14 protein-coding genes are annotated in these 18,762 nt (G+C 73.4%); 10 read left to right on the plus strand and 4 right to left on the minus strand.

All coding sequences use genetic code 11. From position 1 onward, the window contains the following. Positions 1 to 157: 157 nt before the first annotated feature. Complete coding sequence (locus BUB75_RS06230; protein WP_073252279.1) at positions 158 to 1,267, minus strand: glycosyltransferase; 1,110 nt, start codon at positions 1,265 to 1,267, stop codon at positions 158 to 160. Between the two features lie 86 nt (positions 1,268 to 1,353). On the opposite strand from BUB75_RS06230, the gene BUB75_RS06235 reads away from it, so the two are divergent. From BUB75_RS06235 to nhaA, 4 genes are all read left to right on the plus strand, one after another. Further along, positions 1,354 to 2,103 carry an NUDIX hydrolase gene (locus tag BUB75_RS06235; RefSeq protein ID WP_073252281.1) on the plus strand — a complete coding sequence of 250 codons (750 nt, stop codon included), beginning with the start codon at positions 1,354 to 1,356 and terminating at the stop codon, positions 2,101 to 2,103. A gap of 10 nt (positions 2,104 to 2,113) precedes the next feature. Then, complete coding sequence (locus BUB75_RS06240; RefSeq protein ID WP_073252283.1) at positions 2,114 to 3,058, plus strand: hypothetical protein; 945 nt, start codon at positions 2,114 to 2,116, stop codon at positions 3,056 to 3,058. Further along, positions 3,055 to 4,284 (plus strand): adenylosuccinate synthetase, encoded by a 1,230-nt coding sequence (locus BUB75_RS06245; RefSeq protein ID WP_073252285.1) that lies wholly within the window; start codon positions 3,055 to 3,057, stop codon positions 4,282 to 4,284. The genes BUB75_RS06240 and BUB75_RS06245 overlap by 4 nt, the downstream gene beginning before the upstream one ends. Positions 4,285 to 4,350: 66 nt before the next feature. Next, positions 4,351 to 5,760 carry a Na+/H+ antiporter NhaA gene (gene nhaA, locus BUB75_RS06250; RefSeq protein WP_218617320.1) on the plus strand — a complete coding sequence of 470 codons (1,410 nt, stop codon included), beginning with the start codon at positions 4,351 to 4,353 and terminating at the stop codon, positions 5,758 to 5,760. Here the strand turns inward: nhaA and BUB75_RS06255 are convergent. The 3 genes from BUB75_RS06255 to BUB75_RS44865 all read right to left on the minus strand — a co-directional run bounded on the left by BUB75_RS06255 (position 5,747) and on the right by BUB75_RS44865 (position 8,277). After that, positions 5,747 to 6,277 carry a DsbA family protein gene (locus BUB75_RS06255; RefSeq protein ID WP_073252288.1) on the minus strand — a complete coding sequence of 177 codons (531 nt, stop codon included), beginning with the start codon at positions 6,275 to 6,277 and terminating at the stop codon, positions 5,747 to 5,749. The two genes, nhaA and BUB75_RS06255, sit on opposite strands and share 14 nt — an antisense overlap. A gap of 23 nt (positions 6,278 to 6,300) precedes the next feature. Beyond that, on the minus strand, positions 6,301 to 7,734 hold the full coding sequence (locus BUB75_RS06260) for an ATP-binding protein (RefSeq protein ID WP_218617321.1): 1,434 nt from the start codon (positions 7,732 to 7,734) through the stop codon (positions 6,301 to 6,303). Positions 7,735 to 7,809: 75 nt separating this feature from the next. Next, positions 7,810 to 8,277, minus strand: coding sequence for a hypothetical protein (locus BUB75_RS44865; protein ID WP_143175039.1), 468 nt, complete (start codon positions 8,275 to 8,277; stop codon positions 7,810 to 7,812). A 455-nt stretch (positions 8,278 to 8,732) separates the two neighbouring features. Here BUB75_RS44865 and BUB75_RS06270 point away from each other — a divergent pair, with 455 nt between their 5' ends. From BUB75_RS06270 to BUB75_RS06295, 6 genes are all read left to right on the plus strand, one after another. After that, positions 8,733 to 11,489: a tetratricopeptide repeat protein gene (locus BUB75_RS06270; RefSeq protein WP_073252294.1), complete on the plus strand. Its 2,757-nt coding sequence runs from the start codon at positions 8,733 to 8,735 to the stop codon at positions 11,487 to 11,489. 127 nt (positions 11,490 to 11,616) lie between these two features. Further along, on the plus strand, positions 11,617 to 12,666 hold the full coding sequence (locus tag BUB75_RS06275; RefSeq protein WP_073252296.1) for a hypothetical protein: 1,050 nt from the start codon (positions 11,617 to 11,619) through the stop codon (positions 12,664 to 12,666). 8 nt (positions 12,667 to 12,674) lie between these two features. After that, entirely contained in the window at positions 12,675 to 14,237 is a 1,563-nt protein-coding gene (locus BUB75_RS06280; RefSeq protein ID WP_073252298.1) for a CHAT domain-containing protein, read from the plus strand. Next, positions 14,234 to 16,864, plus strand: coding sequence for a tetratricopeptide repeat protein (locus BUB75_RS06285; protein WP_073252300.1), 2,631 nt, complete (start codon positions 14,234 to 14,236; stop codon positions 16,862 to 16,864). Before BUB75_RS06280 ends, BUB75_RS06285 begins: the two co-directional genes overlap by 4 nt. Beyond that, entirely contained in the window at positions 16,861 to 18,504 is a 1,644-nt protein-coding gene (locus BUB75_RS06290; RefSeq protein WP_073252301.1) for an FHIPEP family type III secretion protein, read from the plus strand. The genes BUB75_RS06285 and BUB75_RS06290 overlap by 4 nt, the downstream gene beginning before the upstream one ends. Further along, a complete protein-coding gene (locus BUB75_RS06295; protein WP_073252302.1) occupies positions 18,501 to 18,740 on the plus strand; it encodes a hypothetical protein in 240 nt (79 codons plus the stop codon). Before BUB75_RS06290 ends, BUB75_RS06295 begins: the two co-directional genes overlap by 4 nt. The last annotated feature ends 22 nt before the right edge of the window (positions 18,741 to 18,762 follow it).

The raw sequence follows: 18,762 nt of genomic DNA on the forward strand, positions 1-18,762 counted from the left end.
GGACGGCCCAGCAGTGCCCGTGGATCAGCTGTGTGACGTGGACCACACTTCTCGAAACCGAGCAACCATCGCGTTGTCGCAGCTCAGCGGTGTTCCCGGACGAATGCTCCGATTCGGGAGCCCCGGGCATGGATCGTCACCCGACCCACGTCGGGCGTTACGCGGTGGCGAACGCTTCGAGGGTGGGGAGGACGTCCGTGGGCGACGGCATCGCGGCGATCTGGTCGCGGAGGACCTGTGCGGTGGCGCGGTGGACGGGCTCGCCGAGCAACGTCCGCGCGCACGCGGCGACGACGTCCGGCTGCACGTCGTCGCCGAGCAGCGCCAGACCCGAGCCCTGGGTGGTCAGCGCCTCGGCGTTCGCGAACTGGTCGGCGCCCTGCGGCAACACCAGTTGGGGCAGGCCGTGCGCGGCCGCGCCGAGCGTCGTCCCGCTGCCGCCGTGGTGGACGACAAGGTCGGCGTGCCGCAGCACCTGGTCCTGCGGCACGAACCGCCAGACCTCCATCCGGTCGGGTAGCGGGCCCAGTGCCGCCGGATCGCCGGGACCGACCGCGACGACCACCCGCACCGGCAGCTGCGCCAGCCCGTCCAGCGCCGCCCGGAACACCTCCGTGGCGCCGAACACCACCGTGCCGAGCGTCAGGTAGACCAGCGGCGAGCCCGGTGAGCGCCACGGTGGCGCGGGTGGGCTCCAGGGCACCGGCCGCAGCGGGAAGCGGTGCGGCACGGAGCCCGTGTTCGGGTCCGCCAGCCCGGGTGGCCAGGTGTCCAGGCACGCGTCGCCGAGCATCGGCTCGTCGGGGACGTCGCCGTTCCAGATCCACTCGAATCCGGCCGCGGCGTGCGTGCGGATGTCGACCGGTAGCGACCGCCCGATCGTCACCGACACGGCGGGGATCCCCGCCCGGCGGGCGGCACCGGCGGCGCCGACGTCGCTCATCTCGTAGATCACCAGGTCGGGGCGCTCGGCGGCGAGTAACGGCTCGAGGTCGGCGAGCGTCCGGCGCGGCAGGATGTCGGCGAACATCGTGAGCATCACGTCGATGACCGCCCCGTCCGGGTGCCGTCGCGTGGCCTCGGTCTCCGCTTCGCCGACGGAGATCCCGACCTCGTGGGTGGCGAACCCGAGCGCGGTGAGCCGGGGGACGAACGCCGCGCCGGTCGCCAGCGTCACCTGGTGACCGGCGTCCCGGGCGGCCACCGCGAGCGGGAGCAGCGGGTACAGGTGCCCGTACGCGGGCCGGCCGGAGAACAGGATCCGCATTTCACCGACCGTAGGGCTTGGCGCAAGGTGCAGGACTGAGCTATGTTGTTCTCGTTCCGAGAATTACTCAATCTGAGAAGGACCTCATGGACGAGCAGGCGTTCCTCGCGGCGTACGACCCGCGCGACTACCCCGCGGTCGCGGTCACGGTGGACGTCGTCGCGCTGACCATCCGCGACGGCGTGCTCCAGGTGCTGCTGGTCGAACGCGGCGAGGCGCCGTTCGCCGGGCGGCTCGCGCTGCCCGGCGGGTTCGTCGGCGACGAGACGTTGGACGACGCCGCGCTGCGCGAACTCGCCGAGGAGACCGGTTTGCAGCCCGGAACCGGCGCGCTGTCTCGCGTCCACCTGGAGCAGTTGAAGACCTACGGCGATCCGGGGCGCGACCCGCGGATGCGGGTCGTGTCGGTGGCCTACCTGGCGTTCGCGCCGAGCCTGCCCGACCCGCGGCCGGGCGGCGACGCGGCGGGCGCGGTGTGGACGCCGGCCGCGACCGCGGCCGACCTGGCGTTCGACCACGGGCGGATCCTCGCCGAGGGGCTGGAGCGGGCGAGGGCGAAGTTGGAGTACTCACCGCTGGCGACCGCGTTCGTCGGGCCGGAGTTCACGATCGCGGAGCTGCGCGCGGTCTACGCCGCGGTCTGGGGCGAAGACCTGCATGCGGGCAACTTCCACCGGAAGGTGCTCTCGGTACCGGGGTTCGTGGAGAGCACCGGGACCACGACCGCGCGCGGCGGCGAGCGGGGCGGGCCCAGGGCCAAGCTCTACCGCGCCGGTGACGCCCGCGTGCTGCACCCGCCGCTGCTCCGTCCGACCACTGAAGACACCATCCGATAGAGGAGAAGCCATGGGAAGTGGACGCTGGTCCAGCGACGTGTACTCGGCCGCCGAGAACTACCGGGCGGCCACCGGCCGGAGCGCGTTCGCGTACAGCGACAGCGGCGCCCGGCGCGTCCACCCGAGCCTCGATCCGCGCGGCGTCACCGCGCGGGAGAGCCGGGACAGCGACGAGCACCCGCGGAGCACGCCGATCGCGGTGCTGTTCGACGTCACCGGCTCGATGGGCGCGGTGCCGAGGGTGCTGCAGACCAAGTTGCCGCAGCTGCTCGGGTTACTGCTGCGCAAGGCGTACGTACCCGACCCGCAGATCCTGTTCGGAGCGGTCGGGGACGCGACCTGTGACCGGGTCCCGCTCCAGATCGGTCAGTACGAGTCCGACAACCGGATGGACGAGCAGCTGGAGAACATCGTCCTGGAGGGCGGCGGCGGGGGGCAGCGGCACGAATCCTACGAGCTGGCGATGTACTTTCTGGCCCGGCACACCGACACCGACGCGGCCCGGCGCGGACGGAAGGGTTACGTGTTCCTGATCGGGGACGAGCTGCCGTACCGCGCGGTGAAGGCTGCCGAGGTCCGCTCGGTGATCGGTGATCCGCTCGCCGAGAACATCCCGGTGGAGGCGATCGTCGCCGAGCTGCGCCGGCGGAACCACGTCTACTACATCCTGCCCACCGGGTCGTACTACTCCGGTGACCAGGACATCCTGCGGCGCTGGCGGCAGCTGCTCGGCGAGAACGTACTCGAGCTGGACGACCTGGACGCGGTCTGCGAGACGATCGCGCTGACGATCGGCCTCACCGAGGACACCGTCGACCTGGACGAGGGCCTCGCCGACCTGAGCGACGTGGGTTCAGCGGCGGGCGCGACCGTGGGGAGGGCCCTGACACCGCTGGCACGCCGGGGACGGCCCGCGCTGCCGCCCGGCCGGGGCCCCGGGATCGTGCGCCTGTGACCCACACGGTCGTCGTCGACCTCGGGTACGGGGACGCGGGCAAAGGCCGGGTCGTCGACCTGCTCTGCGCGGAATCGGACGTCACGGCGGTGGTCCGGTTCAACGGGGGTGCGCAGGCCGCCCACAACGTCGTACTCGAAGACGGGCGGCACCACACGTTCGCCCAGTTCGGCTCCGGCACGTTCCGGGGCGTCCGGACGCACCTGTCCCGGTTCGTCGTCGTCGATCCGCTGGCGCTCGCGGCGGAGGCAGCGCACCTGGCGGCGGTCGGGGTGCCCGATCCGTTCGGGCTGCTCACCGTCGAGGAGGGGGCCCTGCTCGCGACGCCATGGCACCGGGCGGCGAACCGAGCCAGGGAGCAGCGCCGCGGCACCGAGCGGCACGGCAGTTGCGGGCTGGGGGTGGGGGAGACGGTGGCCTACGCGCTGGCGTACCCCGGCGACGCGCCGCGCGTCGGCGACGTGCGGGACCCCGCGCGGCTCCGGCAGCGGTTGGTCGCGGTCCGCGACCGGCTGACCGCCTCCGTCGGTCCCCTACCTGCGCCTGCTGTGGACGACGTCCTGAACGTGTTCGCGGCGTTCCGGGACGCCGTCCGGATCGTGGACGCCGCGCACCTGGACCGGCTCCTCCGCGCCGGGCCGTGTGTGTTCGAGGGCGCACAGGGTGTGCTGCTCGACGAGTGGTTCGGCTGGCATCCGCACACCACGTGGTCGACGACGACGTTCGCGAACGCGGCGGCGTTGCTGGGTGAAGCGCCGGCGCGGCGGCTGGGCGTGGTGCGGACGTACACGACGCGGCACGGCGCCGGGCCACACGTCACCGCCGATCCGGCGCTGGACGTCCTGCCGGAGCTCCACAACGGGACCGGGGAGTGGCAGGGCGCGTTCCGGCGCGGGCACTTCGACGCGGTCGCCCACCGGTACGCGGTCGAGGTGTGCGGCGGGGTGGACGCGCTGGCGGTGACCCACCTGGACGCCCCGGCGCTGGCACCGTCGCTGGGCATCTGCACGTCGTACCGCGATCTGGACCGCATCCCGGTCGGGCGTCGCGGGGACCTCGCCGGACAGGAGCGGCTCACCACCGCACTCAATCGCACCACCGCAGGGGAGGTGCACCGCCCCACGGACTGGCCAGGCACGATCGGCGACCTCCTCGGCGCCCCGGTCGTCCTCGCCACCGACGCCCCGACCGGCCGGGCCGCCGCCGTTGCACCTGCGACGAAGTAGTCTTCGCGTCCGGCGGGTGGCTCGCGGCGTGGCAGCCTTGGCTCGCACTTCGAGTGGAGGACGTCGTTGAGCAACTCCCTGCCGCTGCCGGGCCGGCCGGGGCCCGCGTCCCGGATCGGGTTGCCGTACCTGTCGCCGGCCGTCCGCGAGTTCCTCACCCGGGAGGCGGGCAGCGCGGGCGTCCTGCTCGCCGCCACCGTGGCGGCGCTGGTCTGGGCGAACCTGCCCGGCGACAGCTACGAGGCGTTCTGGACGATCACCACCGACGTCCGGGTGGGCTCCTGGGCGTTGAACCTGGATCTGCGGCACGTCGTGAACGACGCCGCGATGTCGGTCTTCTTCGCGGTCGTCGGTCTGGAGATCAGCCGCGAGATCACGATCGGTGAGCTGCGGGACCGCCGCACGGTGATCGTGCCCGCGCTCGGCGCGCTGGGCGGCCTCGCGCTGCCCGCGCTGATCTACATGGCGTTCCAGCACAGCGGCCCGGCCGCGGCCGGCTGGGGCATCCCGATGTCCACCGACACCGCGTTCCTGGTCGGCGTCCTCGCGCTGTTCGGGCCGCGCTGCCCGGACCAGCTGCGGCTGTTCCTGCTGACGCTGGCGATCGTGGACGACATCGGCGCGATCACGGTGATGGCGGTGTTCTACAGCGACGGGATCTCGGTCGACGCGCTGCTGGTCTCGGCGCTGCTCGTCGCCGCGCTGATCGGGCTGCGGGTCGCGCGGGTCTGGCGGCTCACGCCCTACGTGCTGGTGGGGATCGCGCTCTGGGTGGCCGTCCACGACTCGGGTGTGCACCCGACGCTGGCGGGGGCCCTGCTCGGGCTGATCGTCCCGGCGGCCGCGGTCGATCCCACGCACCGGCAGCGGCTGGCGTACTACGGGAGCGCGGTGATCGAGGCCGCCACCCCGGAGCGGGTGCGGCTGGCGAACGCGGCCGCCCGCGCGACGCTCTCCACGAACGAGCGGCTGCAGGACGCGCTGCACCCGGTCAGTGCCCTCGTCATCCTGCCGCTGTTCGGGCTCGCCAACGCGGGCGTCCCGCTGGATTGGGCGACGCTGAAGGACGCGTCCACGTCGTCGGTGACGATCGGGGTCGTGGTCGCGTTGGTGGTGGGTAACGCGGTCGGGATCTCGCTCACCGCGGGTATCGCGCTGCGCACCGGGCTGGGTTCGCTGCCCGGCCGGGTGCGGTACGGGCACCTGATCGGTGGTGCGGTACTGGCCGGAATCGGGTTCACGATCGCGCTGTTCATCACCGACCTCGCGTTCGACGACGAGGCGCTGCGCCAGCAGGCGAAGATCGGCGTGCTGACCGGCTCTTTGCTGGCCGCGGTGCTCGGCTCGCTGCTCCTGCGCTACCTGGGCGAGCGGCTGCCGCTCTGTTCGGTCGACGGGCCCGAGGGCCCGCCGCCGCTGCCGTCGGGACCGTGGATCGATCCGACGCTGGTGGCCGCCCGCGTCAGGCGCGAGTGAGGCCGAGGGCGGCGCGCAGCGCGCGGAGCTCCACCCGGCCGGTGTAGAGCCGGCCGTCGTAGACGCTGTCCTCGATGCAGAGCGTCGGTGTGCCGCGGACGCCGAGCTCGACGCCCGACGCGTAGTCGGCCTCCACGAACCGGCGGCACTGCTGGGCGGCGTCGCCGATCACCGCGCTCGGCGTGCCGACGCCGACCTTCGCGGCGTACGCCTCGAGGTCACCGTCGGACAGCCGGGCCTGGTGCTTGAACAGGACCGTGTGCATGTCCCAGAAGTGCTCGCCGGACGCCTCGGCGGCCAGCGCCGCGGTCAGGGCGAACGGGTGCACGGTGAACAGCGGGAAGTGCCGCCACACCAACCGGACCCGCCCCTCCGAGCCGTCGACCAGCTCGCGGAGCACCGGTGCGGCCGCACCGCAGTACGGGCACTCGAAGTCGCCGTACTCGACCACGGTGATCGGCGCGTCGGGTTTGCCGTAAACGTGGCGATACAGGTCGACGACGGGGGCCTCGGTCACACGTTGACGGTAGCTCGCGTCGATCAGGTCGGCCTGCCGAGGAACGGGAAGCCCGGCGGCGGGCGCCGCGCCGGCGCCTGAGCGGCGCGGACGGCGGTGATCTGGGTGCGCAGGTCCTCCTGGGAGATCGCGGGCGCCGGGGTGCCGGTGCGCGCCTCCCGCATCGCCTTGGCGAGCTGGACGCGGCGCAGCACTTCCTTGAGGTCGGCGCCGGTCAGGCCTTGGCTGAGCGTCGCGCACTCGGCGATGTCGACGTCGTCGGCGAACATCCGGAAGCCCGGCACCTCGTGTTCGACGATCAGCTGACGGATCATCTTCGCGAGGATCTGCGCCCGTCCGGTGGCGTCCGGCGCGGGCACCGCGAGCTTGACGTCGAACCGGCCGGAGCGGATCAGCGACGGGTCGATGCGCTCCGGGAAGTTCGTCGTCGCGACCACGAAGACGTTCGGGTTCGCGTCGACCAGCGAGGTCATCTCCTGCTTGAAGATGCCTGCCACCGAGTTGATCGCCTGGCTCGCCGCGTCGCCGCCCTCACCGGCGTAACCGATGATCGTGTCGAACTCGTCGAACAGCATCACGGTCGGCTCGGAGTAGCGCCGGGCGTCCCGGAAAATCTGCTTGATGTTGCGCTCCGAGGCGCCGAGCCACTTGTCCAGGATCTCGGTGGTCCGGATCTCCCGGAACCGCGCGCCGATCTCGTTCGCCAGCGCCCTGGCGAGCATCGTCTTCCCGGTCCCCGGCGGCCCGTAGAACAGCGCACCCTGCGGACGCTGTGCGCCCCACCGCGCGAGCGCCTGCGGGTGCCGGAACGACGCGGCGATCTCCCGCAGCTGGTTGACGATGTCGTCCAGGCCGCCGACCTGGTCGAGCGTCACCCGGTCCGGCCCGCCGGAGGTGGCGCTCACCGTGACCGTGCGTCCGGACAGCGCGTCCGGCCCGGTGGCCTCGGCGACGGCGTCCAGGACCAGGCGGCAGAAGCCTTCCAGGTGGTCGACCGACAGCTCGGCGGCGGGGACCTCGGCGCGGAGGACGACGGTCCGCTCCGCGGTCCGGGCGGTCGCGGTCAGCCCGCTCGTCTCGTCCCGGACGCTCGCCTCCGCGGGCGCCGGCGGCTCGGGCGCCGGTTCCGGGGCGTCCTCCGAGGGGTCGAGGCGGCGGGAGACGTTCGCGATCACCGCGCCGACGCCGTCCACCAGGCGCGTCGCCCAGACGTCACCGGCGTCGACCCGGCGGGACAGGAACACGCCGATCGGGTCGTTGCCGAGCACGGTCACCGGTTTGACCTCACCCGGCGTGGTGCCGGTGCGGATGCTGGCGTCCAGATAGACGTCGGCGTCGTCGCGGGTCAGCGTCACCGAGACACCGCGCACCGGCGACGGGAACGCGGCACCGGAGAGCAGCTCGACGCGCTGCCCGTCGACGGTCGCCAGGATCCGGGCCGCATCAACCACCGTCACCCTGCATCCGGCGTGCGTGAACGTTCGCAGATCGGGCCGAACCGTATAGGTCGCGTCGGGCTCCATCCCTCGTTGCTACCCCAGCCCTGCAACCTCTATCCCCGGTGCGCGCCGCGCCGGCGGGAGGTTGCGGCGGGTGCGGGGCGTGGTCGGGCGGTGACGCGGCGGCAGCAGACGCACGATGCGGCGGCGCGCTGCGAGAGCGACCGGCACCGCCCACCGCACCGCTGCCGGAGCGTCCGCAAGACCGACCGCCGCCCGAGCCGACGGGGACAGCAGCGTGGCGAACACCGGAACCACCAGCGGCCGAAACGGCCACGGCACGTGGGCCCGCACCATCGCGAGCGTGCGGGCGCTGGCCCGGCGGCCGGCCTCCGACGGCGCGAACCGGGTGCGCTCGCAGCCGGCCAGGTACGCGGCCTGCGCCGGGTACGTGCGGGGCAGGTCCGGGACCCCATCCGGCGGCCGAGCTCGGCGTAGAAGACCGCGATCGCCGTCCGCTCGATCTCGGAGATCGGCCGCCAGCCGTACCGGTCGAGCCACCGCACGGCGGTCACCGCGAGGGCCGCGAGCGCGTACCGGTTGTCCTCCGTCGTTACCCTGCCGGTGCGGTGACCACGGTTGATGCCGCGGAGGACGGTTCGCCCGTACGGCGAGTCGAAACCCTCGGCGACCAGGTCACCGAACGCAAGCGACGTGGTCCGGGCCCGTCCGGCCAGCGCGTCGGTGGGCCCGATTCGCGCCGCCGTACCCGGAACCGCGTAGAGGTGCCAGATGACCAGCTTGCCCGCCGTGCGAAGGTCCCAGGGAAACTCGTGGAAGTACAACAATCGGACGATCTCGGCGTGGTCTCTCACGGGGTCGAGAGACCGGATCCGAGCAGCGAGCATGTTCCGGGGCACCGGCACACGGTAGGGGCGGTTGTCATCAGTCGGAGTCGTACGGGAACCGGGGGGCTCATGTTCCGGAAGCGTCGAGGGGAGCGTCGGGACACCGGCGTGACCCCGGAGACGGCGCTGCGGGACCGGGTGGTCCTCGGGCACACGCTGCTGGGCCACGGGCGCGCCGGTGAGGCCGAACAGGTACTCGCCGAGGCGTTGCCGCTGGTGACGACCGTCGGAGCGCACCCGAACGCGTTCCTCACGCTGCGGCTGCTCGGCCAGTGCGCGCGCACCGCGGGACGGCTGGACCAGGCTCGCGGCTACTACAGCCGGGCGCTGGACGTCGCCGAGGCGCTCGGCGACCCGGACCTGGCCGGAGCCGCGGTGAGCGGCATGGCGTACGTGGAGCTCGCCGCCGACGACCTGTCCCGCGCCGACGGTTACTTCCGCCAGGCCGTCCAACTCGTCCGCACGGTCACACCCGGGCCGGGTCGCGTCACCGTGCTGCGGAACTACGCGGACCTGCTGGTCCGGACCGGGGACCTGCGCGCCGCGGCGTTCTACCAGGAGGCGCTCGACCAGCCCGGCGTCGATCCGGTCGACCGCGCCGGGATGCTCGTCACGCTCGGCCGGGAACTCTGCCGGCGGGGACGGACGGCCGCGGGGCTGGACCGGCTGCGGGCCGGGGTCACGCTGCTGACCGAGGCGGGACCGCCCGGCGAGACGTTCACCGCGCTCGTAACGCTCGCCGGGCTCGCGGCGGAGAGCGAACCGGCGACCGCCACCGACGCGTTCGTCCGCGCGCACGACCTCGCGCTCACGCTGCACGCCACGGTCGACGTCCGGCACTACACCGAGGGGTACGCGGCGCGGGTCCGGCGCGTGGAGGCCGAGACCCAGCGCCGGGCCGACGCCGGTGAGCTACCCGCGGTGGCGCCGCCCGCGGTGATCGAGGCGACCCGCGGCCTGGGCCCGGACGCTGCCCGCACGGTCGCGGTGGGTGCACCCGCGATGATCGGTGCGCGATCGCTGGAGGACGGCGAGCGGCTGCTCGCCGAGCACCGGTACGACGAGTCGGACGCCAAGCTGCGGATGGCCGAGGTGATGTGGGCATCGCTCGGCGCCGGGCACGTGCTGCCGCAGGTGTGGTCGGCGCAGGGGCGGCTGGCGCTGGCACGCGGCGACGACGAGGCGGCGTGGACGCTGCTCGACCACGCGCGCGGGCAGGCTGCGGCGCTCGGTGACGCCCGGACCGAGCGCTCGGTGCTGGTCGCGCTGTGCGAGCTGCTCGGTGCGGGGGCGGAACCGCGGCCACCGGCCGGTGAGGTGCCGCGCGCGCTGCGTCTGCTGGACCTCGGCGCGCGGGCCCGCGGCCTGGCGTCGTTCCTGGGGGAGGACGCTCCGGTGTCGCCGGACGCCGCGGCGGCCGCGGTGACGCTGGACACCGCCACCGCGGCGCTGTGCGAGCGGTTCGGGGCTTTCGACCTGGCCGAGCGTTACCTGCGGGCCGCGATCGAGACCGCCGAGCAGGCACCGGCGGTCTCGTCGGCGACCGGGGTGGCGCGCCTCGTGGCGTACCTGGCGCGGCGGGGCGGCGGCGCCGACGTGGCCGCGCTCCGCGAGCGGCTGGTCGCCGAGCCGAGCACGGATCCGCTGGTGCGGACCGCGGTGGACGGCGTGGTGGGCCGGATCGACGCGGCGGCGGGGAACTGGTCGGACGCGACGTTCGAGCGGCTCGCGGCGGCGTGCGCGGCGTACGAGGAGGTGCGGGCCCAGCCGGGCGGGTTCGGACCCGGCCCGGTACCGGAGCCGCCGTACGAGGCCGCGGCCGAGGTCGCGGTGCGGCTCGGCCGGTACACCGAGGCGCTGGCGCTGCTGGAGCGGGCCGAGGTACCCGCCGTGCCCGAGCCGGGCACCGGCGTGCGGGTCGTGGCCTTCGGCGGCTCCTGTGGCGCGTACGCGCTCACGGCCGCCTCCGGCGGACCGGTCACCGGGGACGTCCTGGCCGCGAACGTCCCGTGGTCCGAGGAGGGCGTGTGCGCGGCCCTGGCGGCGGTGGTCGACGCCGCTTCGGCGCGTGGCGGCGCCGTCGCGGTGACCGTGGTCGGCGCGCTGTACGGCCTTCCGGTGCAGCGGACAGCGGACGGGAGCGCCCGCCCCGGCGTCTCGGTGCTGCCGCGGGTCTCCCCGCTGCCCACCGCCACCGTGCCGCCGGTGGCGCACCGCTCGGGCCTCGTCGCGGTCGACCCGCTGGACGAGCTGCCGTTCGCCCGGGTCGCGGCCGACCACGCCGCCGGACGGCTCGGCGTCGGTACGCTCGGCGGTGCGGCGTTCACCGTCGAGCGGCTCGCGGCGGAACTGGCGTCCGCGTCGTCGCCGGTGGTGCACCTGGCGTGCCGGGTCGTCGCCGACGGACGGCGTCCGGAGCGGAGCGCTCTGGTGCTGGCCGGCGGTGAACGCGCCACCGCAGCGCGGCTGGCCGCGATGCGCTGGGACGGCGCCCTGGTCGTCCTGAGCCCGGGGGAGGCGGGCGGTGTGCCCGCGGTGCTCGTGTCGGCGGTGCTCGCGGCGGGTGCCACCGCGGTCGTGGCGCCCGCGCGTCCGGTCGACGGGCTGGCGGCCGCCGTGCTGACGACCTGGTTCCACGACGCGCTGCCCGACCGGGTCACGAACGCGGCCGAAGTGGACACCGCACTCCTCGCCGCCCAGCAGCGCCTCCGCGCCGCCACCGGCGACGACCTGCTCACCTGGGCCGCCGACCGGCCGGTGCTCCGCGCCGACCAGCTCGGCGCCATCACCGAACGCGCGGACCAGGAGCACCCGTTCGCCGATCCGGGGCACTGGGCCCGCTGGGCCACGTACGGAACCCGCTGAACACCGTTTTCCCCACTAGTCCAATCGCGGCGCAGGGATCCTGTCGTTATTCCGGCAACACATTGAGAATATGTTCGGCAGGCTGGGACCATTTCCGCACTCGGGCCGAGTCGTTGGGGGCGGGGCTATGCCGGCGATCATCGAAAAACTCAGTTCCTGGCTGGGTGCCGCCGTTTCCACGCCGTCCCGGCCGCCGCTGTGGGTGCGCATTCCGGATGACCGCGTCGACGAGCCACTACCAGGCGGGACGCTGCGTCCGCGGCACGACTATTTCGAAGTCCGGGTGGCGCGCGCGCATTTGGCCAAGCGGCGTGAGTGGTTCACGCAATACGTGCCGTTGGTGCTCGCGGCGGCAGACCTGTCCTATGACGGCCAGAGTGTTGCGGTGCCGTCGATCATCGGCCCGAACATGCTGCGCGAAATCAGCGCGGACGCACCACTGTCCTCGGTTCTCGCCGGCACGCGTATCGCCGGTCCCATTCCCTATGCGGGCGGTGGGCTGACCCAGACCGTCGTGCTCTACCGCCTGGACATGGGCAATGTCCTCACCCCGCTCATGGACGTCCTGGAGAAAGGATCGAAGAGCCTCGACTTCGCCGGCGGGCTGGCGCCGTACACGGCGATGGCCAAGGTGCTGCTCGGCGGGCTGGAGGCGCTCACCGGTGGCACCGCTCCGCTGCTCGCGGTCCGGGACGCCCAGCCGGTGGCCGAGGCGGGGTACTGGGCGTTGATCGACGGTGCGGACGGCGCGCCGGACGTCGAGGAGCTGCGCGTCCGGAACCGTGAGCTGTGGACCGGGGACGGGCCGGTCCGTGACGTCGACTACGTCCTCTGTGGCGTCTCCGCCTGCGACCAGCAGCAGATCGACGTCTCCCGCCTGCCGTTCTTCCGGCAGTGGCAGGCGGTGCTGTCCGAGGCGGCGCGGTCCGCGACGCCCGCCATCTGGAGCAGCGCGAAGGTCAACATGGCGTCGCTGCTCGCGATGGTCCGGACCAGCCCCGACCTCACGATCCCGCACGCCACCGCGCTGATCGACGACTGGATCGAGCACCTGGTCGGCATGCACCGGGACGCGGTCCGGGTGTCCTCGCTGGCACCGGCCCGCCCCGGTGACGATCCCCGGACCGCCGCACTCGACGCGGTGCGCAGCAAAGCCTTGTCCGTTCTGGAGTTGTGAGGTGCCCGATGGCCACCGTCACGTGCACGTTGACCCTGAAGAGCGACCGGATCGGCGTCTACGAGGACGACGCGATCCGGGGTGTCCGGGTCGAGGCGCCGCTGGGCGGGACGGCGCTCGAGCGGCAGACCGCGAAGATCCTCAGCAACTGGGTCGCGACCCACGGTGACCTCTGCCGACGGCCGGAGCTGCAGATCCTGGGCAGGCACCTGTTCGAGATCGCGTTCGGCGGCGTCCGCCCCGGCGAACAGGGCGCACCGCTGGGGCAGGCCTTCCAGCAGACCGTCGAGGGGTTCTACCGGATGGGCGCCGGCGGTGTGCTCCGGCTGCGGCTGGTCATCGACGAGGCCGTGCAGGAGCTGGCCGCGCTGCCCTGGGAGTTCCTCTACATGCCGTGGGAGGGGAGCGGCTTCTTCCTCGCGGGCGGCAAGACCCAGCTGGTCCTGACCCGCTACATCCCCAACCGCGACGACGTTTTCGGTGGTCCCTCGACGACCGACGACTCGCTCCGCATCCTCATCGTGAAATCGCAGCCGACCGCGCCGGGCCTCGACTCCGTGGACGACGACGGGATCGTCGAACAGGTCGAGGGTTTCGCGTCCGACGCCGTCGCGGTCGAATCGCTCGACTCGCCGTCCCGGGACGTGCTCCGGACCACGATCGGCCACTGGCGGCCGCACGTCGTCCATCTGATGGGGCACGGCCGTCCCGGTGAGATCGCGCTCCGGGCGGACGCCGACGAACTCGCGCGCCGGTCCCGGCATCGCACGACCCAGCAGGCGCTCACCGGGACCGAACCCGCGGTCGACGAGGCCGATTGGGTCGACGCGGACACTGTCTGCGCGCTGCTGCGACAAGGGCTGGACGAGCACGGCGGACCCGGGCGTCTGGTGTTCCTCCACGCCTGCCACGGCGCGAGTGAGCCGCCGAGCGCGCAGTCGCTCAGCGGGTTCGACAGCGTCGCGCGTGCGCTCGCGCGGAGCGAACGGATCGCGGCCGTCGTCGCGATGCAGTACGCGATCGAGAACGGGGACGCGAAGCGCTTCGCCCAGGAGTTCTACCGCAGGCTCTTCGACCAGATGGCGGTCGACGAGGCGGTCACCTGGGCCCGCCACGAGCTGGGGGAGGCCGGTCACCGCGGCCACCAGGCGTGGAGCCACCGGAACTTCGGGACGCCGGTGATCTACCTCCGCAGCTCCGACCCGTTCTTCCGGAGGGCAGCACGCCCGGTGGTCACGCGGGTCTCGCCGCAACAGGGGCAGCAGCTGCAGGTCCGGGACAAGGAGTTCTGCCCGAACCCGTACTGCGAGCCCGGCGTTCTCGTCTTTCGCGCCAAGAAACGCTGCGGGGTGTGCAAGGCCTCGTTCATCGAATGTCCGGCGTGCGCCGACGGGTTGGTCGTCGCGATCCCCGGGCTGGAGTGCACCCGCTGTGACTACGAGTACGTGGCCGACGGCGACACGTTCGGGACCCGCTCGCCGGGCCCGCGGCGCGGCCCCGCGCGGTCGGCGTCCGAGCCGGCGCGGCCGGTCCGTCCGGAGTCGCTCAAGCGCATGGGCATCGTCCGATGACCCGGGTACGGACGTCGGTCGAGGACCACCGGATGCTCCGTACGCCGACCGCGGCGATCCCGTCCCTGCTGGGCGACGCCTACCGCGACGCGTCGATCGCAGGTCTCGACATGCACCGGATCGTCGATCTCCTGGAGCCGGTGCGGGGCGCCGCGACCGCGGACGACTCCTACCTCGGTGAGCGCGCGCTGGACGCGGCGGCGGGCCGCGCGGCCGGGTCGCCGTCGTATCCGGTCGTGGACCGGCTGCGGTCGCGGTATCTCGCTGCGGTCGCCGCCGACTTCCACGCCGTGGTCGCGGAGTTGGCGGCGGCCGACGAGCGGTCGGCGCGCGCGGTCTGGCTCGGCGCGTGCGCGAGCGTGCTGAGCATCTACCGCCCGACGTTGCTGACCCATCTCACCGCGGTGCCACCGCCGGGCTCGGAAGCGGACCCGCAGGTGCAACGCGTCCGTGAGTCGGTCTCCGACGTGTTGCTGGGACGCTGGGACCGGGCGCTACCGGCCGTGGAAGGGCTGCTCCCGCTCACCGGAGCGCCGCCGCCCGAGCGTGCGCGGCTGCTGGCGCTGGCCGCGATGATCCGCGTGTACTGGCGGTACGACGCCGACGCGGCACAAGACCTGCTCGATCGCGCGGAACAGGTCTGCCCGACCGAACCGCGCGTCTGGGAAGGCATCGGCCGGGTGCGGTTCCTGCGGCGTGACTTCGACGCCGCTGCGGACGCCTACCGCCGCGCCACCGAACTCGACCCCGGATACGACGGCGGCTACCAGGGCCTCAGCGACTGCGCGGTGGCCCGCGGGGACACCACCGAAGCGGAGCGCATCCTGCTGCGCGCCGGGGCCGACATCCCGGACTCCGGTGACCTGCGCCTGTACCTCCTGCGCCTCTACGCGGCACCGGCCCTGTTCGCCGAGCGAGAGGACGCCCTCGGACGGCTCGCCGAGGAGACCGTGGCGGTGGCGCCGATCGGCGACTACGACGTCAAGACGCTGCTCGGCAACGCGTACCGGGACAACGGGAAGCCCGATCTCGCGCGGACGTACTACCGCGAGGCGATCGCACTGCGGCCGACCCGGTCGACCGCCTACGAGGAGCTCGGCTACCTGGAGTCCGGTGCCGGTGAGGCGGACGCGGCGGCGGAACTGTTCGCGCGGGCGGCCGAGATCGACCCGGCCGAATGGACCTCGCGGTTCGGGCTCGTGCTCGTCCACCGTGCACGCGGTGACTACGACGACGCGGTCGAGCAGCTCCGGGTGGCGATCGCGGTGTCCAACGGCCTCTACGACTGGACGCTCCGGCCGTACCTGATCGACCTGCTCCTGGAGGCCGACCGGCTGGACGACGCGCTCGCCGAGGCCCGGTCGTGCCTGGCGGACGCCGTACCGACGACCGACCTGCGGCCGGCGCTCGTCCAGGTCGCGACCAGGCTCTGGGCGGATCGCCGGGAGGACGCCGAGGCGCTGCTGGCCGAGAGCGGTGTGGACGCGGCGGCGCGGGAGGCGCTCCGGGGTGAGGTCGCGGCCGCTGCCCTCGACGCCGACACCGCGGTGGCCGCGTATCGGCGGGCGAGCGAGCTGGACCCCGACCGGAGCGAGTACGGCTGGACCCTGGGGCGGCTCCTCACCGACCAGCAGGACTGGGCCGGGGCTCGGGCCGCGATCGAGGCCGCCTACGGCACCGACCACGACGACGACGCGTGGAATCGCGCGCTGGCCCGGCTGGAGAACGAGCGGGGGAACGAGCTGTTCGGCGAGGGCGGCTACGACGAGGCGGCAACCGCTTACGAGTGCGCCGCCCGGCACCAGCCGACCGATCCGGTGTACTTCAGCAACCTCGCGCTGGCCAGGGAGTACAGCGCGGTGCTCAGCCACCGGGCGGAGTCCTACCGGCTGGCGGCGAAGGCCCTCGACGCGGCGATCGACGTCGGTGGGACCGATCCCGACTACGCCGCGCGGCGAGAGCACCTGCGCACGCTGCTGGAGACCGTCGACCGGTTCGGCGAGCTGATGCTCCGGCCGGCCGCGGTGGATCCGATCCGGGTTCTCGTCTCGGCCGACCTGGCACCGTCCGTCGACCCGAAGCGGGACGGGCCGGACTTCCTTCCGGTGCGGATCCCCGCCCTGCGGGAGCGGGTGCGCGCGGCAACCGGTGTGACGATTCCCGGGATCCGGCTGGTCGAGGATTCCCTCCTCCCGTCGGGCGAGTTTCGCGTCGAGATCAACGGCGTCACCACCGCGCACGGGACCGCCCCGCTCGACGAGCCCGACGCGTCCACTCTGCTGGCGCAGCTGGAGACGGTCCTGCGGCAGAACGTCTGGCAGTTCCTCTCGTTCGACGAGCTGGACGACCTCATCGTCGGCGGCTTCGAGGCGATCGACGGTGAGGCGCCGGTGGCCAGGGCCCGGCTCGGGCTGGCGGCGATCCTCCGTGCGCTGGCGCGCGACGGCGTGCCGATGACCGACGTGTCCGCGGTGCTGCGCGCGGTCGGTCCCGGGGTGATCCGCGCGGACGACATGCCCGCCGCGCTCGAACGCGCGCGGCGCGCGGCCGCGCCGCCGGGATTCGCGTCACCGGGATTCGCGTCACCGGCGGCCGCGTCGCCGGACGGGGAAGGGGACCAGCCGTGACCGGGCTCCGGGTCGAGGCCGACCTGCGCGGATCGACGTGGGAGGCCGTCTCGACCGACGAACACCGGCAGACGATCGCGGCGGCGATCGGTGCGTCGCTGACCGCGCTCGCCGCCGACCTCGGCCTGCCGATCAGCCCGGAGGTGACGGTCCGGGACACACCGGACCCCGATCCGGACGGCTGGTGCCTCGCCCTGCGCGTGGAGGACCGCCCGGTCCGGTACCGCTGGACGCTGCAGGCACAGGTGGGCACCCTGATCGGCGTCGGCGAACCGGGGTCGGTGGAGCAGCTGGCCGCGGCGGCCGCCGAGCTGTGCCGGGAAGCGGTCGCGGGGCAGGCGTCGGTGCTCCTCACCGCGGTGGGGGCCGCCGAGATCGCTGGTGCGATCCGGGACCGCGGTACGAGCCTCCCGCCGGTCGACGGCGCGTGGCTGGACGGCGTCCTGCGGGGGCTGCTGGATCTCGGTATCGCGGTCGGCGACCCGGACACGATCGCGGCCACGCTGGACGAGCGGGACGACGACGATCCGAGCGCCGCGCTGGAGGCGCTCGTGGCACGGCTGGCCGGGAGCGAGGTGCGGGTCGAGCTGCCCGCCGACCTCGCCGACGCCCTGCGTACGCCCGACGACGCCTGGGGCGCCCTGGACGGGATCACGTTCGTCGCCGACGCCATGCTGCGGGAGACCGGGCTCGTCGTCCCGCCGCTCGTGGTCCACGGAACCGCGGCCGGGCGGAACGACGCGTTCACGCTGCGGATCAACGACGTCACCTCGACGTTCCCGCTGCTGCCCGCCGACCGGATCGTCACCGACGCCTCCGCCGACCTGGTGACCGCGGCCGTCGAGGGCGCCGACCCGGTGCCCGCCCGGTTCCCGATCACCGGCTCTCCGGGTTGCGAGACCGCGGCGACGTACGCCGAAGACCTGCTGAACGTCGGCGCGAACACCTGGGATCGGCCCGGGCACGTGGTGCTGACGATCCTCGCGTTACTCCGTCACCGCGTCGCCTGGTGCGTGCAGCAGGACCGCTTGCAGGCCCAGCTGGACACCCTGGAGGCGATCGTCCCGAAGACCGTGCTCGCCGTGCGCGGTGCGGTCCCGTCCTGGCGGCTCAGCGCGCTGGTCCGGTCGTTGGTGCTCGGCAGGGTCCCGCTGACGCACTTCCCGTCGCTGCTCCAGCGGTTGCTCGAGCTGCCCTACCTGGATCTTCCGGACGCCCGGCTGAACCTCCTCGGCGACCCGGTGACCAGCGTCGGCGCGGCCGCGGTCACCGATCGCGACCGCCGGGTCGAGACGTTCGTCCGTACCGGGTTGTGCGGGCACAACTTCCAGACCTGGTCCAGCGGCCGGGACCTTCTCCAGGTGTACCTCCTGGCGCCCGCGATCGAGGACCTCGTGCGCACCGAGCGCGACCACCGGCGGGTGGAGGAGATCCTGGTGCGCGGCGTCGCCACGCAGCTCAGGGCCTTCGTCCACAGCCATCGGACGACGCTCCTGGTCGCCGACGACGTGCGGCCCGACATCGGCGCCGCGCTGCGTCACGCGCTTCCGCTCGTGACCGTGGCGGGATACGGCGACCTCCCGGCGGACGGGCTGGTGGCACCGGTGGATCGCCTGGACCTCGAGGGAGCGGACCGATGACCCGACGCTGCACCTGCGGTGGCGCGCTCGCGCAGCACACGATCGAGGTGCCGATCGGGGGCGTCGCCACGCTGGACGATATCGAGCAGTGGCGGTGCGAAATCTGCGGCCAGAACGCCTACCCGCTGGCGACGCTCCAGCGCGTCGAAGCCGTGTTCCACGGCGTCAGCCTGGGCGGCCCACGCGCCGGGCAACTGGTCGTAGATGACGACGAGGGTATGTCGTCGATGCCCTGACGCGCGAGCCGCTGCCTGCCAG

The organism is Cryptosporangium aurantiacum, assembly GCF_900143005.1.
Lineage (GTDB): Bacteria > Actinomycetota > Actinomycetes > Mycobacteriales > Cryptosporangiaceae > Cryptosporangium > Cryptosporangium aurantiacum.